Genomic DNA, 23983 nt, shown 5'->3' with positions numbered 1-23983 from the left:
TCATTAGCTGTATGACACATGGAAACTTTCGCTGGTCTTATTGTGGCCCTGGTAATATTCGTCACAGGATTTAAGCTAGATCGGGAATATCAGCGTGGTGTAATCTTTCGCTTAGGGAGAATAAATGGTGTTCGCGGCCCTGGTTTATATTGGATTATTCCCCTAGTAGATCAAAAAGCTCAGGTCGATATTCGGACTAAAACGGTGAATATTGAACCGCAAGAAACTGTAACTGCCGATAGTGTCACTATCAAAGTGAATGCTGTTTTATACTATCGCATTCTCGACGCATCCAAAGCAATTAACAAAGTAGAAAACTATCAGTTAGCTGTTTATCAAACTGCTCTGACTACTTTACGCAATGTTGTGGGCCAAAATATTTTGGATGATGTTTTGCAAAACCGCGATAAAATCAATATTAAGGTACAAGAAATCGTAGATGAAATTACTGAACCTTGGGGAATCGTCATCGAAAGAGTAGAAATGAAAGATGTCGAAATTCCCTTAGCTATGCAACGAGCAATGGCAAAGGAAGCAGAAGCAATTCGAGAAAAACGCGCTCGCATAATTAAAGCTTCAGCAGAACAAGAAGCTTCGATAAAATTAGCAGAAGCTTCGCAATTGATTGTAGAAAATCCAGCGGCTTTAGAATTACGAAGACTACAAATGCTCACAGAAATAGGAGCAGAAAATAATACCACGACTTTAATCATGATCCCTTCAGATTTTATGAATTTAGCTAGACGTTTGTCAGATTCTCTTCCCAATCCAGAACAGAAATAATTATTGTTAACATGCATACAACTATTCAAAAGTCAATAAAAAAATCTTGGGCAGGTGCGATCGCTCAACCAGCGAGTGAGTTTCCACCCACGCCACTGCCTATTATCTCCGGCAAAATTCCCGATGGCTTACGTGGCACGCTTTACCGCAATGGCCCGGCTCGATTAGAACGTGGTGGTAAGCGTCTAGGACATTGGTTTGATGGGGATGGGGCCATTTTGGCTGTCCATTTTAATGATGCAGGTGCCACCGGAGTTTATCGCTACGTCCAAACAGCAGAATATCAAGCTGAAAGCCAAGCAGGCAGGTTTCTCTACGGTGTTTATGGAACGAACACACCAGGGCCAATTTGGCAGCGTTGGCATCAGCAGATTAAGAATGCAGCCAATACCTCGGTGTTGGCATTACCTGATAAACTTTTGGCTTTATGGGAAGCAACCAATCCTTATGCCCTCGACCTAGAAACCTTAGAAACAAAAGGTTTGGATGATTTAGGTGCTTTGGACAGATTACCCTATTCTGCTCATTACAAGCGTGATCCACATACAGGTGAAATTTTTAACTTTGGAGTCAGTATTGCAGGTTCCGTACAACTGAATCTTTATAAAAGCGATCGCACTGGTAAAATTAACCAAAAAACGGCTTTCAAATTAGACCGCTATTCTGTCATCCATGATTTTGTCTTAACGCAAAAATATTTGGTGTTTTTTGTCCCTCCAATGGGAATGAAAACTTTCTCCATGCTAGCTGGGTTGACTACTTTTAGTGAATCACTATTGTGGAAACCCCAACTAGGAACCCAAGTGTTAATTTTTGATCGTGAAAATTTATCTTTAGTAAGTCGCGGTGAAACAGAACCTTGGTTTAATTGGCATTTTGGCAACGGCTATGAAGATGATCAAGGGACAGTAGTTCTAGATTTGGTGAGGTATTCTGACTTTCACCAAACTAATGAGTTTCTTAGAGAAATTGTGACTGGCGAGACGCACACGCTTTCTCGCGGAACATTGTATCAAATCCGCCTTAATCCCCAAACAGCTAAAGTGACAGCCATTGAGGAAGTTTTCCATCGCAAGTGTGAGTTTCCCGTGGTCGAGCGATCGCAAGTCGGGCAACCTTGGCGATACACTTATGTATCATCACTCTCACCCACAGCAGATATCCAAAAAGACTTGTTTGGAGTTATTACCCGGTTTGATTATCAAACTGAAACCTTCACTGAGGCGGACTTAGGAGCAAATCGCTATGTCAGTGAACCCATACACGCTCAAGATAGCCAAAACCCACAACAGGGTTGGGTAATTGTGGTTGTTTATGATGGTAATGCCCATAGTAGCGAAGTTTGGGTATTTGATTGCGATCGCCTAGAGGCAGAACCAGTTTGTCAACTGGGATTACCCAGCGTCATACCTCACAGTTTCCACGGCACTTGGAAACCAGCATGAAAAGGATTGGGAATGGGGAATTGGGGAATTGATGCTAATATCAAGATCCCAGCGTTAACACCCCACACGGCATATCCACAATCAAGCGTCGATTTTTTAACCACTGGCGACCCAGTAAAACTTCTGACACTCCTTCACCTACATGAATAGGAATATCAAAAGTTTGCCCGTCGATTCTTACAAGACCTGCATAGATGTTAAAATCTACCTCTCCCCGTGCAGTTCGCAACGCTCGTGTCTGCACGTAAATCCAATCAAGTCCCTGTAAGTCTTGTTCGTCAATAGCCAACCAGCCAGAAAATCCTGTATCTAAAATCACATCAATTGGTAGTTCTAATCCATCTGCACCAATCAGCTCAATCTCAAAAACCAGCTCGTCATCATTGCCGAACAACCCATGTATCATATAGTTCCAGAAACCCCTGTTTCATTCATTCGGAAGAGAAACAATGGTACAGTACCGGGGTGCTTCTGGCGTGCCAAAAGCATAGCTACTTCTTCGTCAAGGTCAATAAAATAGTTTCCACTTTCAGGTTCAACAACCACATACCAGTTGTAGTGAGTTTGGATATACTCTGGCTTAATGCGCTCAAAAATTACCTGGCTACGTTGATGAAAATTCTCGCGTTCTGCTCGACGTTTGGCTTTCTGTTCTTCTGTCCACTGGATTGAGGGGAATATTCTTCCCCGACGCACTGTGCGAGTAGACTTTGCTTCAGTCATAGTTGGTTCTGCTTTACTGCAATATCTATAATTTTCCAGCATCTTCACACTACTTAGGGTTTAATTCATAATTCACATTAAACGTAAGTTTTAATTCCCAGTTCCGTGTCACCGCGTCAATCGTTCTAGCTGGTTGAGCGTTTTCCGGTAAAGCTGTTCATTTCCCTGGGTGCGAAACAGGTTTGCGGCTTGCTGTAAATCCGCCACTGCCCCTTGTGTATCCCCCAAGGCAAAACGAGCAACTCCCCGGTTATTGTAGGCATAAGCATCATTGGGATTAATCTTTAGCCCTTGGTTGTAATCTTCAATTGCCCCTTGTTTATCTCCCAAGGCAGAACGGGCATTTCCCCGATTATTATAGGCTTGGGCATCGTTGGGATTAAGCTTGATAGCTTGGGTATAATCTGCAATTGCCGCTTGTTTGTCTCCCAAAGCAGAGCGGGCAACTCCCCGATTATAGTAGGCTTGGGCAAAGTTGGGATTAATTTTTAAAGCTTGATTGAAATCGGCAATTGCTTGCTGTGGATCTTGCAACTCATTACGGACAACTCCCCGGTTGTTGTAGGCATTGGCAAAGTTGGGATCAATCTTAATAGCTGTGGTGAAATCGGCTATTGCTCCTTGTTTGTCTCCCAAGGCAGAGCGGGTAATTCCTCGGTTGTAATGAGCATAAACAAAGTTAGGATTAAGCTTGAGGGCTTGGGTATAGTCGGCGATCGCTTGCTGCTTTTCTCCTAAATCATCACGAACATTTCCCCGGCCGATGTAGGCATAAGTATAATTGGGATTAATTTTTAAGGCTTGATTGAAATCGGTGATTGCTCCTTGTTTATCCCCTAAAGCGGAACGAGCAACTCCTCGGTTATTATAAGCTTGGAAATATTTAGGATTAATCTTGATAGCATTAGTGAAATCGGCTACTGCACCATTCAAATCGCCTCGATCATACTTAGATCCACCTTGAATGTAGAAGTCGTCAGCTTTCGGTGCTGTCACCACAGGTATCTTAGGAGGACTGACACCTGTATTTACCCCAACTTTAGCTGACAGTCTTAAAAAGGTATTAATTGGAATCCCCAAATTAAAGCCTGATTTGATATATGCAACGCTAGAATTGATTTTCGAGGTTTCGATATCTGCTTCATCTCCTCTACCATGAATTCCAATCAATTCACCTTTTTCGTTTAACACCGGGCCGCCACTCATCCCCGGTAAAGTCACATTACTATACACCAAAGCGTAACCGTCACGCAGCGGTTTTGAGGCATTAGCAGTAATTCGCCCATCAGTGAAATTGTAAATCGTATTGGAAATTGCTGCCGTCGCTTGTGGAAAACCAGCTACATAAGTGGTTGTTCCTTCGGGAGATTCATCGGAATTACCCATCTTGGCAACAGCGTAACTTTGACTACTGGTAAACTGAACAACAGCTAAATCTATATTTGGTAGTTTTTTTACAGTGCTGTATTTGAGTGCATAACGCTGACCATCTGGGGTCACAATGTCATATTTAGCTGGGGTTTGTACTACGTGCTGAGCAGTTAAAACAGTATAAATATTGCCCTCTTTTTGAATAATTACTCCTGAACCGGGAGCATCTTTATAGTCTATCTGCACCGTAATTGCTTTTGCTAGTTTAGCCACTTCCGCTGAGGATAGGGCTATAGCAATTTGTGGTTGAATAGAAGCGATCGCTATTCCTGTTAGAGCTGGCACTAATGCATAATCAAATTTCATAATCGTTGATGCAGCAACGCTCAAAATTTAAAACCCGCAGAAACCTCCTTCAAGAAAGCTTCTAAACGGGTAAACACAGTATTTTAATCCAAATCAATTTAACGCAGAAAACTACTAACCAACCATAACAGTATAAACGTCAGCACTGTAGAAAATTGATTGGGTGTCAAGTTAACAAATTGTATTTGCATTAAAAGCCAGCTAGCAAATAACCCTCCAGCAATTAAGCCAATAATTAAACCTATTAAAGTGAATAAAACGGCGCGGCCAAATTTCCCTTCCTTGCGATTGAGAAAGTAAATGCTAATTCCTACCCCAACCACCAGTGCTAACTGTAAAACCTGATTGCCCCCATTGGGGTAAAACATACTAATAGAACTCAAACCAAGATACCAAGCTCCGGGCAAGAGGATATCTGCTGGCGTTGGTTTATCTAGCATTCGTTGCAGCCATGCGGGGGACTGCTCACGAGGGGTAAGATTTTCTTTAGGAGGCGATTGCACTCGCAGCTCTGGAAAACGAATTCGCTCAGGAACTTTGATTTTGCCCTCCTGGCGCATCCGCAAGCGATCCATTAAAATCGCATCGTAAGCTGCCTCAATCATTTCTTGACGCTTAGCATCACCACTGTGTTGCTCCAATTGGTTGTTGCGAGCATCTTGAATTTCGTCGAAACTAGCCTCTTCTGATACCCCAAGTTTTTCGTAGGGATTTTGATCACTCATGGGAGTTGGTTACTTTAGCCTAAATCAGCGGCAGCTTTTTGTTTACGGAAAATAGCATTAAGTTTGATTTTAATCATAACCAACGCTTCGACCGATTTTCATGCCCTACCAGGATAGTAGCACGGGCTAGTTTGATCGACTCGGAAATTTTAACTATAGTAACTTTAACATATTGTTATAACTCAGTGTATCCCCCCATGCCGTTACCTAGTTCTGGCTCTAATCTAGAATTTGAACTGGGATACTTAGAGCGCAATTTTATGAAAAAATTAAATTTTGTGTTGCTTATTTGGCAACTTGCTGTCTTCTGACAGGATTTTCTTTAATAATTAGCCTGATGATTTAAAGATTCTCCACTACTACCACAAAATTGGTAACAAAGCATCCCAGTTTACTAAATTAGTGTAACTCAATCAGGATTTTCTTTTGCTGAGCATAAAATTGACAATAACAAGGTTTGCACTTTCCTGCAACTCTTTTTGATAGAAGTTTTGCTCTCTCATTTTTCAGAAACCTGATTAAAGTATCATTTGAATAATCAGGAAACTCATGCCTTAGCCTTGTAGATTCTTAATTATTCCTGTGGAAACTGCGTTTTTACGCAATCCTCTGTCAATCCTATGAATTTTTGTGCAAAGTGATGGTCATGGCTCCTGCCAAGGTTCTTGTAGTTGATGATGATCCTGCGGTTCGGAATTTAATCCAACGCTTTTTGATTAAGCAGAACTATCAGGTGGAGGCTGCTGAAGATGGAAAGACAGCCTTGAGTTTATTTGAGCAGTTTAACCCAGATTTGGTGATTTTAGACGTAAATTTACCAGACGCGATCGGGTTTAACCTCTGTCAAGAGATGCAAAGTCGGAACGGTGTTTTTGTTCTGATGCTGACTAGCCGCGCAGACGAAGCTGACAAGATTCGCGGCTTTTCTAAAGGTGCTGATGATTATCTCACAAAGCCCTTTGGGCTGGGTGAGCTAGAAGTCAGGGTAGCAGCTATTTTACGGCGTCAGCGGGTTGTAACTACAGCAGAACAGAAACGCCTGCTATTTGAAAAGCTGATGATTGATCCTGTGCGGCGAGAGGTGACACTTAATAGCGAACCTGTACCCTTAACCGCTCTGGAGTTTGATTTGTTGCATTTTCTAGCCAGCCATCCAGGTCGAGTTTGGCGGCGAGCAGAGCTAATCCAAGAGGTATGGGACTATGAGTATGTCGGCGACCAACGGGTCGTAGATGTACACATTGGTCAAATTCGCAAGAAGATTGAAATCGATGCTAGTCAGCCGGCACTAATTCAAACTGTACGTGGCGTAGGGTATAAGTTTGAATCTCCTGCTCATCCTCAGCAATTGGAGGCTAAAACTTAAGTTTGTAGCCTATGGTCTAGAGTTTTTTAGCTGTTGGCCGATTTAATCAAACAACATTGGGCATGAGGTATGTGGTATCAGTCAATTTCCACGCCTCATGCCCAGTGTTTTATACCCAGTTCAAGCTCTTGATTGTTGATCACCCATGATCATACCAATTTAAAATTCAAAATTAAGAAAGTCAGATTCAATCTGGGTTTGAATCGGTTGTCAAGTTTTAGAGAATTGGTATTAAGTATCTTCTTGGAATTTGGTAGATGATTTGTCGTTGGTAAATGATTGCGGAATTTTTAAGCTTGACAATGATGGAATAAAGTTTCTAAGTAGACTCGAGCTGCACGGCGATCGCTATCTCCATTTTGGAGCAAAAATAGCGATAGTGCTGCCGTCAGAACTCTATTTTGATCCCAATCAGGATGTTTGTCTAAGTAGATTTTGAGTGATTCATGCAGTGTTTCGGGGATTTCAGTATAAATACTAACTGTCGCGTGCATAAGATTTTCCTCCTATGAGGTCAATCAAGAGGATAATTTGCTTGCAGTCATAGCCATAAGGACGGCAATACATGAGGTAAAAAGCAGTCAGAGAGCTTCTGCGGCTTTAGTACCATCATTCCTTTACCTGCCCGACAATCTGCGCCAAAAGACGACGTAAATCTACACAGCCGATGTTAACAGTTGAACGGGCTACAAAGGCAAGCCGAATCATTGTCGTCTAAGAGGGGGTGGGTTTGTCAATGCTGCGAAATGTTAAAAACAATTGTATAAAAAGTAAATGTTAACGAGATAATAAGGCTTTAAGCTGTTTTTTGTTACGTTACTTAATAAAAACTCAGTCCTTGAAGTTACTAACCGTCTTGATTCAACAATCCCCAGTAAGGGGGCAAGAGCCTATTACCTCGTAAAATATCTGTGGAAAACTGCTAAAAACCCTGTGGAAATCCTGTGGAATGAGTGAGGAAAATTTTAGCTATTGATAAGAATTACAAAAAGTTCTGGGATTGGGGATTGGGGATTGGGGACTGGGGATTGGGGATTGGGGACGCGGGGAAAGATTTCGGAACACAAAATAGGCTTTTTCAGACTGAATGTAAAATACCTATACCTGTTATAGGGGCAGGGGAAGAAATAACAAACATCAATTCCCCATTCCCAATTCCCAATACTTCGACTTCGCTCAGCACAAGTTCCCAATTCCCTTTACCCGTACTTTCTTCCTCGCCATTCGCGAGGGGTGCGGAATGCAGATAAGAATATGCGTAGCACTGCTAAAGGGTCAGCTAGAGGTGAAAGCCAGAATAACCAACTGCCTTTGTTGGCAGCTTTGCAATCATAGGAAGGTGCGATCGCAAATAGCATTGCAAAACGAATTACTAGTAGAAATAAATTCAGTCCTAGTAAGAAGAGTCGGGGAGTGGGGGAGTCGGGGAGTGGGGGAGAGAAAAATAGGTAACTGAGAATAATGAGAACAGGGAGACCCTGCACCGCAGAGAGTAGCCATAAATCTCCCCAAATTTGAGCAGAGGGAGATGCATCTTTCAGGTCAAGACTACGCCCCCATTCTTTCCATGTCTCTATTGCTCCTTCGTACATCCGTACTTTCAACACTTTTGCACCATCCAAAAAACCTACCTTAAACCCTCTAGCAGCAATATTTCGAGCTAAGGTAACATCATCACAAAAAGAACCACTTGCACTGGAGTAGCCATCTACGGCAGCTAAAACCCTACGGCGGCACAAAAAGCATTGTCCATTTGCCATGACACGCTCTGGCTGCTCTGTATTGATACCTGCTGGATCAAATCGATAAAGCAGAGTCATCAATAAAGCGGGTTGTAGCCAGCACTCCCCAGGATATTTGAGGATAAATTGAGGAGAAAGAGAAACCAAGTCATACCCTTGCGCTACGGCTGTTTTGATCAAACCAGCTACCAAGCCCGGATGTGGTTGAATATCAGCATCGAGACCGAGAAACCACTGACTAGCCTCTGAAGTCTGCAAAAAGCCGTTATGCAATGCCCAAGGACGCCCCACCCAACCAGAGGGTAAAGGATCATCCGTCATCAAGCGAAAACGCGGATCTTTTTGTTGAGAAGCTTTAACCAAGTCAGGCGTGCCATCTTGGGACTTACTATCTACAACAATAATCTCCCGGACTTCATAACTTTGCCGACTCAAGCCAGCTAACAGAGGGCTAATGCGGAGAACCTCATTCAGCGTCGGTACAACAATACTGACACAACCCAATAGATCTGGTGTTGGTTGTTGAGGTTCTATCGGAGGATGGCGTCTTGGCCCCTTCAGCAGGCGCGACAACAAAATCGCTGTAGCTGGTACTTGAATCAGTAGCAAGAAAAGCGATATCGCGCTTTCTATTATCAAAGCGTTCTCCACGGTCAAGGGAATGGGGAATGGGGAATGGGATTTAAGATGACGCGGGGACACAGTGACGCGGGGAATGTAAATTCAAAGTTTCTCCGCGTCACCGCGTCTCACTCTCTCCGCGTCTTCCCTTTCATCTCTTCACTTGACGGCAACTTTGACGCTGGCTACTGAGATTTCGTTAGTTGCTGACTCAACAGTAACGGGAGCAAGTGAGGCTGAACCTTGTAACCACAGTACTACAGCGGGAGTTACACCTAGTAACAAGCCGAGTAATACAGGAATGGAAAATCCAGCTGCCAAGCTCATGACTGTGGCGAAACCAAAGTTACTTAAATAAACTACTAAGGGGATGTTGAGTTGCGATCGCTCAAATTTAATCGGGTTGTTTTTCCACAATAGAGCGGCAACGGTCATAAATACCGATCCGGTACCCATCCAGCCCACGAAGTTTTGGTAAGGCATCCCAAAGAAAGCGCCTGGTTTTTGCCAATACCAAAAGGGAAGCGAGGTTTGACTCATGGCAGGATCAAGCACGAAATCCCAAGATGTGAGTAGCAAAGCACCCAAGGCGATCGCACCCATGTGACGCAATAAGCTTGGTTTATTGTCTACTTTTAAACCTGCACGCGCCAGCAAATACGCAACACATCCTACATAAAACCACGATAAAGGAATTGTAAATGGGACTAGACCCGCAATTTTATAGCCTAAACCACTCAGGTAGCTATAATGACCAAAGGGAAATCCGGTACTGGTTCCCAATAGTTCACTACTTAGGGAAATAAACACCGACGGCAGCATAAATGCTAAGGTGCGTCCTAAACCCAAGGTTCGCAAAGCATATAAGAAAACAGCTGTTGCACCTAAAATCATATAAGCAACACCGCCTCCGGCCATACTCCACTGCATGGCAGTCTGTCCAACCTCGGATAAATTCAAAATTATTTGGGCATTAGGTACAACCAATAGTATTCCTACCAACCCAAACACCATTGAAACGATATGACCAATCAGGCATACGCGCTCAGCAATAACAAGTTGTCTCATGATAATTCCTTAACAAGATGTGACACGCGGCTACTCGGCTGCTAACAGTTTACAAATGTTTAAGAACATATTTAATACTTTGTGCTGCATTCTCTGCAAACAAATTTGGCTTTTTTGGGGAGAGCATAACAGCCTATTGATTGGAACTAGAAAAAATATGATGATAGATTTACTAGTCTAAGCTAAGAAAGTCCAAATTTATATAACCTCTTCTTTGAAAAGATTTCCTTGGGTTTCCCTAACGATAGTACTCCTGAGCTACAGTACATTGGGCTGGGTGATATATGAAACACGACCACCGTTGTTTGTGTGGCTTGTGGTTGTGGTTGCTATTTTGCTGTGGTTATTAACCTTGACTACACCTTGGTCAAGGATGGCATATTACTATGGTGTTATATTTGAATCAAATCTCAGGACTTTTGGGGTTGCTGTTTTAGCAGCTTTCTTGTTCTTTATTATGCTTGCCTGGTTTCGAGTATTTCTTGATACATTACTGATTATTTCTGCGAGCATCTTAGTTAAGGTAGACTTTCAAAGTGCTGGTTATAAAGAATGGCTTGCTTTTTGTATGGCATCTATTTTCTCACTTGCCGGTTTAACTTTAGGGGCGCTGGGCTATCAGTTAATTAGATGTCAGGCATTTAGTTTATATACTTGTTCATGAAAGGTAACAGGGATCTAAAAGCGCCTAAAGTCACAGCAAAACACTTTTCAAACAACCTCTTAGCATAGTAGGACGAGGTAAACTTTTACCTACTTTGGTCAAATTTTTTATGATGTCTTTAATTTGGAATTTTGAATACATTCTTTTTTAAAATTCATATTATTTAAATTCCGGCTTCCATCAATGCTTGAGTTAGGTAATCAATAATTAAAAGATGTTCAGCCCATTCATGAAGATCAGCATAGTCTAGGCGATCGCGTTGTACTTTACAGGTGTCTGATGCTTGCGGTTGATAACAAGGTTTAATAGAGTGAGTCATTTATGCTCCATTGGTATCAACTTAAGCTAGAAATAGCTTCAGTGTTGGCTTCCTCACCCGCCAAGAAATAAATTTCTTGGCTAATAGCTCAAGTCTACTTCAGTAGACTCAAAATCTTGGGGGATATTCAGTCATCTAAGGATCACTTTTGCTATTAGCAAGGAACTTCAATTCCTTGCGGAACATTGGTTCTACGTTAAGTTGACACCAATGTTTATGCTCTCCCGCAATTTTTAGAAATTACTTTTCTATAAATTCTTGCACAACTGTTTTAGCGTTGGGGGGAATCTGTGTAATTATCCGAAATGGAAATGCCGCAGTCGAAGCGTATTGAGCATAATCTGGTGTGAGAAAAATCGCATAGTTCTTTGCTTGTGAAGTTAACTGTGCAGCAAATGCTAAAGTTATGGCTTTAACGAACTTGCGTACATCAACTGCTTGTTGATCAACAAGTTCTCCTCCAGTAAAAGGTGTGTTTGGTTGTCCAGCTTGATCTAAAGTGGTGCTGGGGTCTTTCACACTCAAATGAGTGCCTCCAAGTATACCAACTAGCCATTTAGGTGATGGGAGTTGGTCAAATGGTAGGATTTGTTCTGTTAAGGCTGGAGTGCTTTTATCTAAGGAACTTGCCAACATCAGGGTGGGTACTTTGACCTTAGTTAGACCAGTTTCGCCAAATAATAAAGAAGTTGTTGGACTGAGAGCGATCGCCGCTTTAATTCTTTCATCTGTTAGTTGATAAGTGTTTTGTGGCAGTTCTTGAGCAATACACTGAATACCTTCTCCCAAACTTAGAATAGCCAACTTCTTCTGACAACGTATTTTTAGCTTTTCTAGTTGTAATTCGCCTCCAGCAACAGATAAGGCTGTGCTGCCACCAAAAGAATAGCCAATAACCATCACATTATTAGTTGCCAGTTTTCCTTGTAGTGGATTGTCGGCTATTTGGTTCAGCTTTTCTAGTTCATCAAGAACAAAGCTCACATCTTGAGGACGATCTAAAAACTCTTGAGGCTTCATTAGCCTGTTTTTGCCCGTGATTGCTGAGTCAATATTGGCTCCATTACTACCAACATGTTCTAAAGCTACAAATATATAACCGTGGGAAGCTAGATGTTCTGCTAGATAGTGCAAGTCTGTACGAACTGACCCTAAACCGTGAGAATAGACAATGATTGGTTTGTCGGCAGTGGCAGCATTTGACCAATAAATATCTACAGGAACGTTGCGCGTGCGCTTTTGGTCATTCCAATTCAATTTCAGTATCTGTACTTGAGCGGTTCCTGGTTGGCTGGGGTCGAAGGGTAGAGAAATTTGGGGTTTTTTGGTGGGGTCAAGTTGAGGAGCGATCGCTAACATAAACTGTTGAGTACGCCAGAAAGCTGTATTTAAATTCCCTACAATTCTGAAAGCTTGTGGTACATCAATTTCCAGGCGTTGACTAGGATATGCGGCGATAAAACTCAACACAGAAAGACCTTGTGGGGCTGTAGAACCTAATACTAGTGCTGCTCTGAGTGCTTGTAATCCGGCTTTGTCCTTGCGGGCCACTGCTGTTGCAATATCGTTAAGTATGGAAGTGCCAATTTGAGTATTAGCTAATCTACTGATAGTCACAATATTGAGTGGTATCCTCATTCTTAGTGCCCCCAATAGAGAGCGGCGTTGCTCTTGGGATAGACTATTAGTATAAGGTTGTAAACTGGCGGGAAATTCTCCACTTTCGGCAGCTTTTTGTAACTCAGCTAAAGAGACGGATTCTGTAAACAAACCAAAACGCGCTACAACCGTGTCAGCTGCTTGTGCAGAGGAGTTTGCCCCAAGAAACTGTGTTAGGGCGATCGCGCAAAAGAAACCCGCAGCTATCTTGAGACTTTTCCAGGTTTTTCCCATAAATTTCTTTCAAACGGTGCTGAGGGGAATATAGCGGATATTTGTGTATTTGACTACTCTTTAATTGCAAAATTACCCACGAGGGCTTTTATGAGTTGGCAACTTAGTCCCACATCTTTTACAAAAACCAGCATCAACATCGTGGAAAATCAAACCGCACCCGGAACAGACTATTTCTACTTGGTTAGCAGTTTTTACCAATCGCTTAATTAAATCCCCTACTTGCCAAGGAATCAGTGCAACACCTGTCAAAATCATCAATACTGTTAGTAATCGACCTAATTCCGAAATCGGAGTAACATCGCCAAAACCTACAGTTGTCATTGTGACAACTGAGAAATAAAATGCATCCAAAAATGTATCGAAAACTTGAGGATTGACTGGATGCTCAACTTGATAAATTAAGCCAGAATAAACAAAAACAATTGCAAATAATGTAAACAATATTCTGGCGAAAATTACCCCATCTTCAGTACTGACACTGGCAAATAAAAATTTTCTATCTATAAATCTAATTAAACGCAAAATCCGAAACCATCGCAGCAAGCGGATAAATCTAATATCTACTGCACCCAAAAAGAAGGGTAAGATTGCTATTAAATCAATAATTGCGTAAAAACTAAAAATATACGCGATTTTGTTTTCTGTACTCCATAAGCGCAAAGCATATTCTATTGCAAAAATGACGACAATAATCGTATCAACTAAATTTAACTGTAACCGTAAATAATCAGGAATCTCATAAGTTTCGGCGACAAAAATTCCTGACGATACGATAACCAAAGCTCCAAGAGTTAAATTAATTACTTTTCCTATCGGTGTTTCTAGGTCTTTGAGATAAAATTCTGTTTTTTCTTTGCTTAATAACATACTTTACAGCAATCCTATCTGAATTGTAAAAACTTAGTTCTTTTAACGAATTGCCAAGGATGCCAACAGAGGAATTTCATGAATGATTTAGCAATACTATATTTCTCAACTATTTTAGCTAGTTTATTGAAGTTGTTTTACTAATAGGGTATTGTAAACTATTATCATTTTTCGGTCATAGTAAATATGAATCAAGAATATTTTATGCGCTTAGCACTAGCAGAAGCAAAAAAAGGCGATGCTCCTTATGGAGCGGTTATTGTTAAAGATAACGAAGTTGTTGCTGTCGCTCATAACACTGTCAAAAGAGACAACGATCCATCTGCTCATGCAGAAATTAACGTTATTCGCGGTTTAGCTGCTAAACTTAAAAACCCTTCTTTAGAAGGTTATAACATATATACTACTGGCGAACCTTGTCCGATGTGTGCAACTGCTTGTGTTTGGACTGGAATATCAGAAATTATATATGGTGCTTCAATTCAAGATTTAATTTTGGTAAATCAGTCACAAATTAATATCTCTTGTGAAGAAATTATTGCTAAATCATTTAAAAGCATCAAGGTAACAAAGGGTGTATTAAAAAATGAGTGTTTAGAATTATTTAAACTTGGATAAATAGGACGACTCAGCCAGAACTATTTTTAGCGATCGCTTTTATTGCTGTTGTATGTGACTTAATTAACTAAGCTCCCCGACTTCTAAAATAAGTCGGGGAGCTTAGTTCTCAAATACCTTTTAAGTTTTTACTTTTATATGAGTCAACAAAACATATTTAATTAATAGAACATTAAGTTATGATGAACAAAAGTTTAAGATTCTCGTAGGATGAATTGAAAATAATAAAAAAGCCATTTAGAAACAAATCTTAACTTACAAGTGATTTCGTTAAAAATATTTGACAAATAGCTGAATGTATGAATCAATAAACTTATTTAGATATATAAATAAATTAAATATTTAGTTTTGGATTTTAGCTGATATTTTGTTAACGAATGATTTAAAATTCGTATCTAGGAGAAAATAATTTTATAAATATTATAATCAGGTGAGAACTAGCCGTGAGTCGAGTATTCGTATACGCTGAGTATCAAGTATCTGTTCCTTTCAGCCAAATTGATTGGGTTACAATCAATTTAGAAATGAAAAAATTTCCCGAGACATTACTAAGGCAGCACAGAAGTACGGGTTGGTTCTGAAAGAAAAAGTCGATATGCCATCTGATAATTTCACTCTCATGTACAGTTTGAGATGAAATTTTTAACCATACTCCCAATAATGAGAATTCTGCTCAATAATTATCTTTATTAATTCTTCCTTCGATCACTGGTTCAAGCTTTCTCAAGCTAACTCTTGAGGCAGGTTTTGGTTTATATTTGTGATACTCCTCCTCAAGTGTCTTCTTTGTCAATACTCTGGTATCTGAATCCTTACCTTAATTAATTGCTTGGGTATGACTTAGGAAAGTTTCTCATGAGGATTAATTACCTATAAAAACAAGCCATTTTTATGTTGTAAAAACTTGAATGTGCATAGAATAAGGTAGATAGATCAACTAAATTATTGTAGATTTAGTGATGTCAGGATTGCGATAAGAATCGAGTTTTACACAGATATTTTTAGTTATGTCTGCCTACTTATCAATCCCCACAATAAATAGCAATTGGCTTGAAGCAAATCAAGCTTATCTAATGAGAGCAATTAGCCACATAGGAGAAGCTTTACAACATTATATTTATCAAGTGGAAGAGACTGCGAATCATGGGAAAATGGAGCGCTCAAAAGAAAGCAGAGGATTAAAAGCTGATTCAGAAAACTTTGGAGAAGAGAGGGAAAAATTTTACTATCTGACAACTAAGTCCAGTGAATCATCATTTGCATTAGACCAGTTGTGCGATATCTTCGATTTGTCTGTGTTTGAGCGCAATGTATTGCTATTGTGTGCAGGTAAAGAATTGGATTATAGTTGGTCGTCACTGTTTGTCAAGGCTCAAGACGCTCATCAACAAGATGATCCTACTTTTAATCTAGCTTTAGAAGTGTTACCCGAACCGCATTGGAGTGCGTTAATGCCTAATGCTCCTTTGCGTAGATGGCGACTAATTGAAGTTGGTGCAGGAAATACTCTTACCACCAGTCCATTGCGAATTGATGAACGAATATTGCACCATCTGATGGGAGTGCAACATTTGGATGAGCGCTTGACAGAAATTGAGTTACCAATGCCAGAGACGACTTATTTGGTATCGTCTCATCAACATGTAGCACAGCAGCTAGTAGATACTTGGTTGCAGGCATTAAATGAGACAGAATTATTACCAGTTTTACAGTTATGTGGAACAGAAGTGGCGAGTAAACTAGCGATCGCCTCTGCTGCTTGTGCCCCCTTAGAGTTAAGCTTATACGCTATTTCCGCAGAAGCAATTCCTACCAACACCAATCAAATGAACCTGATTAAGTGTTTGTGTGAGCGGGAATGGATGTTAAGCGATCGCGTGCTGCTGCTAGATTGTGATGAGTTAGAAAGCATTGAAGCCAGCCGAGAGAGTGCGATTACTCGTTTCATCGAAAGTATTAATTGTCCTTTAATTATTACTAGTCGCGATCGCCGCCGTCAAAGGCAGCGTCCCTTAATTACTTTTGACATACATCAACCCACATTTGAAGAACAGCAGTTAATTTGGCAAAATGCTTTAGGGAACATAGCACCCAGCTTTCAAGGATATGTAGAAACTTTGGTATCCCATTTCAGTTTCAGCCCCACAGATATTGAAACTGCTTCTTTAAGAGTCAAAAGCCTAGTCAAAAAAATCGAGGGGCAAACAGACAGAGAAACACAACAAGATACACCTACCACTTCCCGCCATTTGCACCTTTGGAACATTTGCCGCCACCAAGCACGTCCGCGTCTAGATGAATTAGCTCAACGAATTGAATCATCTACCAGTTGGGATGACTTAGTACTACCAAACAAAGAACGGCAAATCCTGCATGAAATTGTCACTCATGTAGCACAACGGACAAAGGTGTATAGGAGTTGGGGATTTGGAAACAAAAGTGGGCGAGGGCTAGGCATCAGTGCCTTATTCTCAGGTGCTAGTGGTACAGGTAAGACAACAGCAGCTGAATTAATCGCTAAAGAGTTGCAGTTAGATCTTTATCGCATCGATCTCAGTTCAATTGTGAATAAATATATTGGCGAAACCGAGAAAAATCTGCGACGAGTATTCGACGCAGCAGAAACAGGTGGCGTTGTTTTATTATTTGATGAAGCAGATGCCCTATTTGGCAAACGATCAGAAGTGAAAGATAGCCACGATCGCTATGCAAACATGGAGGTAAGTTACTTGTTACAGCGGATAGAGTCTTACCGTGGTCTGGCAATTTTAACTACTAACTTGAAAAGTTCAATTGATCAAGCTTTCTTGCGCCGTCTGCGCTTTGTTGTGCAATTTCCATTTCCAGATGCCAACCAAAGAGCAGAGATTTGGCAGCGTGTTTTCCCAACTCAAACACCAACTCAAGGGCTAGACTTCGCTAAGCTAGCTCAACTAAGTGTCACAGGAGGTCATATTCGTAATATTGCTTTGAATGCAGCTTTTATCGCCGCAGATGCAGATGAGCCATTAGGGATGCAACATATTTTACAGGCTACCAAAAATGAATACACCAAACTGGAGCGATCGCTTACTGACACAGAAATCAGTAATTGGTTCAAAATCTAGACTTGAATTGGTTTTTGACAATTTTAATTACGAATTACGTTAGCGTAGCGTTAGCGAGTCCTCGATAGCGTTAGCGAAGCGGTAGCGAGGTACGAGCGTCAGCGTTAGCGACACAGGAGCGTCGCGTCATTACGAATTATTTAACCGTTGGTAAGCAGCATTTAAGGAGAACTGGAAATGAAAGCATTACATAAGAAGAGATTTCTGAGCAATCAATCTATTTCAGATACTGCCATACCAACCCAGCCTCAGAATAAATCGCGTCCCTTTGTCACTAACTCTGATTTCAAAGGTCAGGAGTTGAGTCACACACCAGAAAAAGCAAAACACAAAGCATTCAACTTTGCTGAAATCCCCATATTTCCTGGGATGAATCCAGCAATCCCACAGGTGATTCAGTCCAAGCCAGCTGCCGATATATTAGGTGCTAAAGCAGCGCCGGGGGAATCAGCACAAGTAACTGGGGCTGCAAATTCAAGAGTGCAGTGTATGCCTGCTCAGGATAACGTTGTGCAGCGTACACGTAACGGAAAACAGCGAGCAGATCAACCATCTGGGAAGAAAGAGGATGATTCGGCTTATCTTGCAGATAGAGCTGCAATAGATGCAGTTCTAGATGAGTATTATACTGATATGTTGGCAGAAGTATCTGAAGAAGCCAGTCCAGAAGAATTAGTCGAAATAGCCGACGAAGACAGTTTACTCACTCCCATCGCTGAACAAATACTGATGTTATATCAGGAACAAGAAGAGACCGAGTTTGCCACTAACACTCAAGCATCATCTCAGAATTCAAGTAAGCAGCAAGAGATTCCAGAAGATTTACTTAATGAAGATCCGCAAGAGGGTTCTTCTAAGCAAACTAACTCCCCAGACGTGCAGCAAGAAGAAGATAATACACCTCTTGCGGAAATATTTGCAAATATTGAACAATCGGTAGCTGAGGTTGAAAGCGAACTGCCCCCAGAATCAGAACTTGAGAATCTGGCAGCTGTGTCTGAGTCAGAGCAACCGCAGCGCCCGCCTAGTAGAAGAGGAGTTCGGCGACAACCGCAGCCACCAATACCTTCAATGCCACTGACACCGCAACAAGAGGCCCAACGGTTGCTACCGATGGACTATACAGCAAGACAGCAGGCAATTACAGACTTGCAGCAGCAGAAACGGCCGGCTTTCGTAGATTTAGTCATTCAGGAGTTAAATGAACTTGACCGACGGCAAGCTGCAATTACAGGATTGGAAGGGAGAATTCCGCCACAAGGGACGCAGCAACCACAGCAACCAGCAACACGGTGGGAAAAAGTCAAAGAAAGAATCGATAGACCTTTTGAGAATACCAAACAGCCAAGGAAGGAAGTTGCAGACGGGATAAAGCAGCACGAGACTTATTCAGATCAAACCAAAATTCTGGGACAGGATTCGAGCCACACAAATGTCGATCAAGTTTTGGGGCAGAATCTTCCCGCTAATGATAAAGACCCAAACAGTTACTTAAACCTTCCCCCTGGCGAGACTGAAAAGTTTGGCAATGATGCAGCTGTAGTTGGTATGACTAGGGATGATGTCAAAGCTGTTGGTGGTTTGCTCTTATTTTCAGATTCTTTCAAGAAATTCAAGAGTGCATTGAGGGATAAGAAGAAGCCAAAAAGGGAAAGAATTGCCAATGCATCTGACGGTTTAGGTAACATGACTTCCGCTATTACATACACTGGATTAGTCGGAACCCAAGCCCGAAAAGGTGGCGAACACCATCAGAATGTACCGAACTCTACCCATGGTTCGGGAGCTTTGGCAGCTGTCAAACAAGGGGGTACGATCGCAGGTACATCGATACCCTTTGATAGTGGTAAGGCAGTAGCTAGCATTTTAACAACTGTGCCCAAGCTGATTACTTATACTGACGCTGGTTTGAAAGCGTCTCAAAGAGAGCATTTTGGCGGTCACAAATCTATGGGTAGGGGTGTTAAAAACGTTGCAGACTTGACAAAATCAGCAGCAGGTGCTACCAAAGATGTTTCTAGTTTAGTACAGGCTGGTGGTGAGGTAGGGGCAGAAGCAGTAAAAATAATTGCCGGAGGGGCAGTTGCTCCTGCTGCTGCTTCGGTATTTGGTACCGCAGAGGCTATCCAAGGGGGTTACAAATTTAAGAAGGGTTATAAGAACTATAAAGGTCTAGGTGGAATAACGGGGGATACAGAAACACTAGATCAACTTAAAGAAATACAGAAAAAGAAAATGAAGCGTGCAGCCATAAATACTGTTCTTGGTAAGACAACGCTAGCCGCTGGGATTGTAGGGTTCACTGCTGGCCCACCTGGACTAATTGCTGCTACTGCTATGGGTGCAGGTGTTGGAGCCTTCCAAATTGGACAATGGGGAACAAGAAAACTGAAGCAGAAATTGCGGGACAAGGGAGTTAAAGGATTTGATCCTAATAAGACCACAGAAAAGAAAAATCAGGCGAGGCAGGAACTTGCCGGAAATACTCTGACTCTGGTAGAAGGGGCAAGCAATGAGGAACAAGAAACTATATTCTCTAGTATGGGCTTGAATGGAAATAAGAAAGATAATGCAGTTCAACAAGTCTACAATGATGTACTGAAAAAATATTTGGACAAAAAATTAGAAGAATACACAGCCAAAGAATTACAAGCTAGTGCATCAGGCGGAATCTCAGATATTCCACAAGCTCAAGAAGAAATCCGTACAAAGTTTATGAATCAGGATACTATCCGAATATTAAATCTCAAAGGGAACAAAAATAATTTGCAACAGGAAGTGAGTTGGGAGCAGTTGAGTAAGAATAAGGATTTTCCAGCAGACTTTGTAAAGCTAGTGAAAGAAGCTGCAATCAACCAAGCTTTAAAGAACCGTTGAAGAAACCAGCGTTTTCTTGCATAAATATTTTTTTGTTGGGCTACGCCCCGCTTCTCTAAGAGACGCTTCGCGAACGCTAACACGCAGAGGCAAGGCAGCGCGTTGCTTTGGTTCCCCCCGTTGTAGCGACTGCCGCGCCCCAGACGCAGAGAAGAGAACGCAAAGAAAGACTTTTGCAAGAGGTCTAGGGATCTTAATTATCATTGATACAGAAAAATAATTTTAGAATCGGTTAAGCTGACAACAGCAGTTTAATCCTCAAAACAATGATGGCAAGTAGCCCCACAATTTTAGCTTTAGACTTTGATGGAGTGATTTGTGATGGACTAATTGAGTATTTTGAGGTAGCATGGCGCACCTATTGTGAGATTTGGTCGCCTGCTAACGATACACCACCAGATGATTTGGCTTTAAGATTCTATCGCTTAAGACCTGTAATTGAAACTGGTTGGGAAATGCCTGTTTTAATTAAGGCTTTAATCGATAGATTTTCTGATGAAAAAATTTTGCAAAGTTGGGGAGATATCACCTCAAAAATTTTGCTCAGCAATCAGCTACAAGCTAAAGAAATTGGCACGAAACTCGATAACCTACGCGATGAATGGATCACTACAGATTTAGATGGTTGGCTAAGTTTGCATAGATTTTATCCGGGGGTATTGGAAAAAATTAAACTGACTGTTGCTCATGAAATTAAGCTGTTTATTGTTACTACCAAAGAAGGACGCTTTGTACAGCAGTTGTTGCAACAAGAAGGAGTGAATCTACCTGAAGGGGCGATTTTTGGCAAAGAGGTTCAGCGTCCTAAATACGAAATTTTGCGAGAATTAAAGCAGACAGGGGATAAAGTTAATTTATGGTTTGTAGAAGACAGACTCAAGACATTACAATTGGTCAAACAACAAACAGACCTTGAGGATGTCGAGCTTTTTCTGGCAGATTGGGGTTATAATAATCAGCCGGAAAGAAAAACTGCCGAAAATGACCAACGAATTCATTTATTGTCGCTGTCTCAGTTTGCTAAAGATTTCTCTGCTTGGTATTAATTAAAGAATAATCTCACGCAAAGGCGCAAAGGCTCAAAGTAACTTATGCGATTTGACGTGAGATTTAGATGCCAAGATTGAAAATTTTGCAGAATTCCATACTTCGGCTGCGCTCTGTTACCATAATTTTTCCACTCTTAATATATGCTTGATTTAACAAAATTAGCGCGACAAATGCAGGGTTTAAGTCAGCATCTGACATTGGAAGCTGCTGCTAGCCGCCAGCGTTTAGAATTGGCACAACAACATTTGAAAAATGCTTATAAGTGTCAAAAAGATTTAGTGGAACGACAAGAAAAATGGCGCGATCGCATTCTCTTCGCTAATGCTACCCCAGTTGAGCCGCTAGAAACCTGTTTTGATATCCCAGTTCCCCCAAAAGTTCATACTGTCATCGCTACTGACGGTTCGCAAATTGCCCCCAATCATCATGAAATCGCTTATTGCTATCTTTTAAATATAGGTAGAGTTGTCTTACACTACGGGCAAAATCGCCACCCTTTACTAGATAGTTTGCCGGAGGTATTTTATCGGCAAGAAGATTTATACATGTCTCGACAATGGGGAATTCGTACTGAAGAATGGATGAGTTTCCGTCGTACTGCCTCGGAAACAACTGTGCTGGCAGAATTGGCGTGTGAGGCTAAGAAAGACGCGGGGACGCGGGGATGCGAGGACACGGGGAGTGATTTACCTTTGTTTGCGTCTGCGTCTGCCAAAAAATCAGTACCAACGTTGGCAATGGTGGATGGTTCGTTAATTTACTGGTTTTTAGAACAGTTACCCGTGGACGCACGCGATCGCATTTTACCCCCCATCCTAGAAGCGTGGCAGCAGATGCGAGAGGCTCAAATTCCTTTGATGGGTTATCTCAGTGCTTCCCGCAATGTTGAAGGTATAAATTTCCTGCGCTTGTTGGCTTGTACTCATCCAGTTCCCGACTGTCTTAGTTTTTGCCCTAATCAGCTAGAAAAAGTACCTTGCAAAGTTTTTGAACCTTTGCGAGACACTGCTTTATGGACAACCCAACTCAAACCGGGACAACGTAGTGCTTTGTGGCGCAGCAATGCTCGCATCCTCGAACTTTACCAAGACCAAACTATTTACTTTTGTTATGTCCATGTTGGTACTGAAATTGCGCGGATAGAAGTGCCAGCCTGGGTAGCAGAAAATACAGCAATGTTTGACCAAGCATTAGGATTAATGCTGGCACAAGTGCAAAAAGGATATGGCTATCCAGTAGCGATCGCAGAAGCACATAATCAAGCAGTAGTAAAAGGTGGCGATAAAGCGCGTTTCTTTGCCTTACTGGAACAGCAAATGATTAAAGCTGGTTTAAAAAATGTCGGAACTTCCTATAAGGAAGCCAGAAAACGGGGAAGTATTGCTTAAACTCATTATTATTAATAATGCGATCAATGCTCTCGATAGCTATCATCTTCAACGCGATCAAGATGAAGTTTGTTCTCGTCTTTCCCAGACAAAAGCAACAGGCGATCGCCTAAACTAAATATATGCAATCTCTACTAGAATTTTTCAGGAAGTGTTGATATGAGCATCCCACTTATAGACCAGCCTACAGAAGAAAAACTAGTAACTCTCAAAGATGTCTCATGGGAACAGTTCAAAGCAATTGAGGCACAGCTAGAGGAAAACCGTAATGTGCGACTGTCTTATTTGTCAGGAGTATTAGAAATTATATCTCCTATCGGTGAAAAACACGAGAAAGTGAAAAGTACTCTTGGCTTGTTGTTAGAAGCTTACATGAGAGAGTTAGGTATCCGGTTTTACAAACGTGGTGGGTACACTTTAGAAGAACCAGGATATGCTTCTGGCACACCAGATGAGTCTTACAGCATTGATACAGAAAAAGAAGTTCCAGACATTGTAATTGAGGTCATTGTCACCAGTGGAACAATTAATAGAAAAGAATTATATAAGCCCAAGAGAATACCCGAAATTTGGTTTTGGAAGTCTGATGAAATTAAAATATTTCGTCTTCATAAACAGGGAGAATATGAAGAAGTAAATCGCAGTGGCTTTTTTCCAGATTTAGATAAATCTTTATTGCTGCGTTATCTGGCAATGTCTGATCAATATGATGCCGTTACTGAATTTGTCCAAGCTATTAGAAGAAAATAAATAATTTAATCAATAGCTCCTCCGAAAAAGCCATGCAACACTCTCATATGCTCTTAGTTGTTATATGCTGCAATCGCCATAAATAATTAACCTAAAATAAAGCAATAGACCTCTTGCAAAAGTCGGATAGTCGCCAGAAAATAAATTTTCTGGCTGATAACTCAAGTCGGTTTCAACCGATTGATAACAGTATTTTTAGTCCGTTTCAACGGACTTTTGCTATTAGGCAGAGACTTG

Annotated in this window: 21 protein-coding genes; 11 read left to right on the top strand and 10 right to left on the bottom strand. The window is 41.3% G+C overall.

Features of this window, described 5'->3' with window-relative positions:
• The first annotated feature begins 18 nt into the window (after nucleotides 1-18).
• A complete protein-coding gene (locus tag AC5JMF_RS14685) occupies nucleotides 19-783 on the top strand; it encodes a slipin family protein (protein WP_495796464.1) in 765 nt (254 codons plus the stop codon).
• 11 nt (nucleotides 784-794) lie between these two features.
• A complete protein-coding gene (locus AC5JMF_RS14680) occupies nucleotides 795-2228 on the top strand; it encodes a carotenoid oxygenase family protein (protein WP_495796463.1) in 1434 nt (477 codons plus the stop codon).
• 40 nt (nucleotides 2229-2268) lie between these two features.
• Here AC5JMF_RS14680 and AC5JMF_RS14675 read toward each other — a convergent pair whose 3' ends face one another.
• The 4 genes from AC5JMF_RS14675 to AC5JMF_RS14660 form a co-directional block, all read right to left on the bottom strand.
• Nucleotides 2269-2634, bottom strand: a complete 366-nt coding sequence (locus tag AC5JMF_RS14675) for an aspartyl protease (protein ID WP_495796462.1) — start codon at nucleotides 2632-2634, stop codon at nucleotides 2269-2271.
• The gene (locus AC5JMF_RS14670) at nucleotides 2631-2951 is read right to left on the bottom strand and encodes a hypothetical protein (RefSeq protein ID WP_495796461.1); all 321 of its coding nucleotides are present in this window, start codon (nucleotides 2949-2951) and stop codon (nucleotides 2631-2633) included. Before AC5JMF_RS14670 ends, AC5JMF_RS14675 begins: the two co-directional genes overlap by 4 nt.
• 108 nt (nucleotides 2952-3059) lie before the next feature.
• Nucleotides 3060-4688: a tetratricopeptide repeat protein gene (locus AC5JMF_RS14665; protein ID WP_495796460.1), complete on the bottom strand. Its 1629-nt coding sequence runs from the start codon at nucleotides 4686-4688 to the stop codon at nucleotides 3060-3062.
• 98 nt (nucleotides 4689-4786) lie between these two features.
• Nucleotides 4787-5413 (bottom strand): CPP1-like family protein, encoded by a 627-nt coding sequence (locus AC5JMF_RS14660; RefSeq protein WP_495796459.1) that lies wholly within the window; start codon nucleotides 5411-5413, stop codon nucleotides 4787-4789.
• Nucleotides 5414-6059: 646 nt separating this feature from the next.
• On the opposite strand from AC5JMF_RS14660, the gene AC5JMF_RS14655 reads away from it, so the two are divergent.
• Nucleotides 6060-6779, top strand: a complete 720-nt coding sequence (locus tag AC5JMF_RS14655; protein ID WP_495796458.1) for a response regulator transcription factor — start codon at nucleotides 6060-6062, stop codon at nucleotides 6777-6779.
• Nucleotides 6780-7069: 290 nt separating this feature from the next.
• On the opposite strand, the gene AC5JMF_RS14650 is transcribed toward AC5JMF_RS14655, so the two are convergent.
• The 3 genes from AC5JMF_RS14650 to cruF form a co-directional block, all read right to left on the bottom strand.
• Entirely contained in the window at nucleotides 7070-7273 is a 204-nt protein-coding gene (locus AC5JMF_RS14650) for a DUF2811 domain-containing protein (RefSeq protein WP_495796457.1), read from the bottom strand.
• A 705-nt stretch (nucleotides 7274-7978) separates the two neighbouring features.
• The gene (gene cruG / locus AC5JMF_RS14645) at nucleotides 7979-9172 is read right to left on the bottom strand and encodes a 2'-O-glycosyltransferase CruG (RefSeq protein WP_495796456.1); all 1194 of its coding nucleotides are present in this window, start codon (nucleotides 9170-9172) and stop codon (nucleotides 7979-7981) included.
• Nucleotides 9173-9301: 129 nt separating this feature from the next.
• Nucleotides 9302-10210: a gamma-carotene 1'-hydroxylase CruF gene (gene cruF, locus AC5JMF_RS14640; RefSeq protein WP_495796455.1), complete on the bottom strand. Its 909-nt coding sequence runs from the start codon at nucleotides 10208-10210 to the stop codon at nucleotides 9302-9304.
• A gap of 268 nt (nucleotides 10211-10478) precedes the next feature.
• Between cruF and AC5JMF_RS14635 the strand changes: the two genes are divergently transcribed.
• Nucleotides 10479-10874 (top strand): hypothetical protein, encoded by a 396-nt coding sequence (locus AC5JMF_RS14635; protein WP_495796454.1) that lies wholly within the window; start codon nucleotides 10479-10481, stop codon nucleotides 10872-10874.
• 163 nt (nucleotides 10875-11037) lie between these two features.
• On the opposite strand, the gene AC5JMF_RS14630 is transcribed toward AC5JMF_RS14635, so the two are convergent.
• The 3 genes from AC5JMF_RS14630 to AC5JMF_RS14620 form a co-directional block, all read right to left on the bottom strand.
• Nucleotides 11038-11193 carry a hypothetical protein gene (locus AC5JMF_RS14630; RefSeq protein ID WP_495796453.1) on the bottom strand — a complete coding sequence of 52 codons (156 nt, stop codon included), beginning with the start codon at nucleotides 11191-11193 and terminating at the stop codon, nucleotides 11038-11040.
• Nucleotides 11194-11433: 240 nt separating this feature from the next.
• Complete coding sequence (locus AC5JMF_RS14625; protein WP_495796452.1) at nucleotides 11434-13086, bottom strand: alpha/beta hydrolase; 1653 nt, start codon at nucleotides 13084-13086, stop codon at nucleotides 11434-11436.
• Nucleotides 13087-13158: 72 nt separating this feature from the next.
• The gene (locus tag AC5JMF_RS14620; RefSeq protein ID WP_495796451.1) at nucleotides 13159-13956 is read right to left on the bottom strand and encodes an ion transporter; all 798 of its coding nucleotides are present in this window, start codon (nucleotides 13954-13956) and stop codon (nucleotides 13159-13161) included.
• 186 nt (nucleotides 13957-14142) lie between these two features.
• Between AC5JMF_RS14620 and AC5JMF_RS14615 the strand changes: the two genes are divergently transcribed.
• The 7 genes from AC5JMF_RS14615 (at nucleotide 14143) to AC5JMF_RS14585 (ending at nucleotide 23746) form a co-directional block, all read left to right on the top strand.
• A complete protein-coding gene (locus AC5JMF_RS14615) occupies nucleotides 14143-14574 on the top strand; it encodes a nucleoside deaminase (RefSeq protein ID WP_495796450.1) in 432 nt (143 codons plus the stop codon).
• A gap of 1007 nt (nucleotides 14575-15581) precedes the next feature.
• Nucleotides 15582-17681, top strand: coding sequence for an ATP-binding protein (locus AC5JMF_RS14610; protein ID WP_495796449.1), 2100 nt, complete (start codon nucleotides 15582-15584; stop codon nucleotides 17679-17681).
• 177 nt (nucleotides 17682-17858) lie between these two features.
• A complete protein-coding gene (locus AC5JMF_RS14605; protein ID WP_495796448.1) occupies nucleotides 17859-20558 on the top strand; it encodes a hypothetical protein in 2700 nt (899 codons plus the stop codon).
• Nucleotides 20559-20824: 266 nt separating this feature from the next.
• The gene (locus tag AC5JMF_RS14600) at nucleotides 20825-21604 is read left to right on the top strand and encodes an HAD family hydrolase (protein ID WP_495796447.1); all 780 of its coding nucleotides are present in this window, start codon (nucleotides 20825-20827) and stop codon (nucleotides 21602-21604) included.
• Between the two features lie 144 nt (nucleotides 21605-21748).
• Complete coding sequence (locus AC5JMF_RS14595) at nucleotides 21749-22996, top strand: DNA double-strand break repair nuclease NurA (RefSeq protein ID WP_495796446.1); 1248 nt, start codon at nucleotides 21749-21751, stop codon at nucleotides 22994-22996.
• Nucleotides 22989-23114 carry a hypothetical protein gene (locus AC5JMF_RS14590; RefSeq protein WP_495796445.1) on the top strand — a complete coding sequence of 42 codons (126 nt, stop codon included), beginning with the start codon at nucleotides 22989-22991 and terminating at the stop codon, nucleotides 23112-23114. Before AC5JMF_RS14595 ends, AC5JMF_RS14590 begins: the two co-directional genes overlap by 8 nt.
• 41 nt (nucleotides 23115-23155) lie before the next feature.
• A complete protein-coding gene (locus AC5JMF_RS14585; RefSeq protein ID WP_495796444.1) occupies nucleotides 23156-23746 on the top strand; it encodes a Uma2 family endonuclease in 591 nt (196 codons plus the stop codon).
• The last annotated feature ends 237 nt before the right edge of the window (nucleotides 23747-23983 follow it).

It is taken from the genome of Desmonostoc vinosum, from assembly GCF_059505385.1.
The sequence above is the reverse complement of the archived record's forward strand: the minus strand, read 5'-3'. Positions and strand labels throughout refer to the sequence as shown.

Coding starts and splice junctions, on each gene's coding strand:
- AC5JMF_RS14605 (WP_495796448.1), top strand. CDS start 17,859: ATGAAAGCATTACATAAGAAGAGATTTCTGAGCAATCAATCTATTTCA.
- AC5JMF_RS14665 (WP_495796460.1), bottom strand. CDS start 4,688: ATGAAATTTGATTATGCATTAGTGCCAGCTCTAACAGGAATAGCGATC.
- AC5JMF_RS14630 (WP_495796453.1), bottom strand. CDS start 11,193: ATGACTCACTCTATTAAACCTTGTTATCAACCGCAAGCATCAGACACC.
- AC5JMF_RS14615 (WP_495796450.1), top strand. CDS start 14,143: ATGAATCAAGAATATTTTATGCGCTTAGCACTAGCAGAAGCAAAAAAA.
- AC5JMF_RS14655 (WP_495796458.1), top strand. CDS start 6,060: ATGGCTCCTGCCAAGGTTCTTGTAGTTGATGATGATCCTGCGGTTCGG.
- AC5JMF_RS14595 (WP_495796446.1), top strand. CDS start 21,749: ATGCTTGATTTAACAAAATTAGCGCGACAAATGCAGGGTTTAAGTCAG.
- AC5JMF_RS14685 (WP_495796464.1), top strand. CDS start 19: ATGGAAACTTTCGCTGGTCTTATTGTGGCCCTGGTAATATTCGTCACA.
- AC5JMF_RS14670 (WP_495796461.1), bottom strand. CDS start 2,951: ATGACTGAAGCAAAGTCTACTCGCACAGTGCGTCGGGGAAGAATATTC.
- AC5JMF_RS14610 (WP_495796449.1), top strand. CDS start 15,582: ATGTCTGCCTACTTATCAATCCCCACAATAAATAGCAATTGGCTTGAA.
- AC5JMF_RS14650 (WP_495796457.1), bottom strand. CDS start 7,273: ATGCACGCGACAGTTAGTATTTATACTGAAATCCCCGAAACACTGCAT.
- AC5JMF_RS14625 (WP_495796452.1), bottom strand. CDS start 13,086: ATGGGAAAAACCTGGAAAAGTCTCAAGATAGCTGCGGGTTTCTTTTGC.
- AC5JMF_RS14600 (WP_495796447.1), top strand. CDS start 20,825: ATGATGGCAAGTAGCCCCACAATTTTAGCTTTAGACTTTGATGGAGTG.
- AC5JMF_RS14675 (WP_495796462.1), bottom strand. CDS start 2,634: ATGATACATGGGTTGTTCGGCAATGATGACGAGCTGGTTTTTGAGATT.
- AC5JMF_RS14680 (WP_495796463.1), top strand. CDS start 795: ATGCATACAACTATTCAAAAGTCAATAAAAAAATCTTGGGCAGGTGCG.
- AC5JMF_RS14660 (WP_495796459.1), bottom strand. CDS start 5,413: ATGAGTGATCAAAATCCCTACGAAAAACTTGGGGTATCAGAAGAGGCT.
- cruF (WP_495796455.1), bottom strand. CDS start 10,210: ATGAGACAACTTGTTATTGCTGAGCGCGTATGCCTGATTGGTCATATC.
- AC5JMF_RS14620 (WP_495796451.1), bottom strand. CDS start 13,956: ATGTTATTAAGCAAAGAAAAAACAGAATTTTATCTCAAAGACCTAGAA.
- AC5JMF_RS14585 (WP_495796444.1), top strand. CDS start 23,156: ATGAGCATCCCACTTATAGACCAGCCTACAGAAGAAAAACTAGTAACT.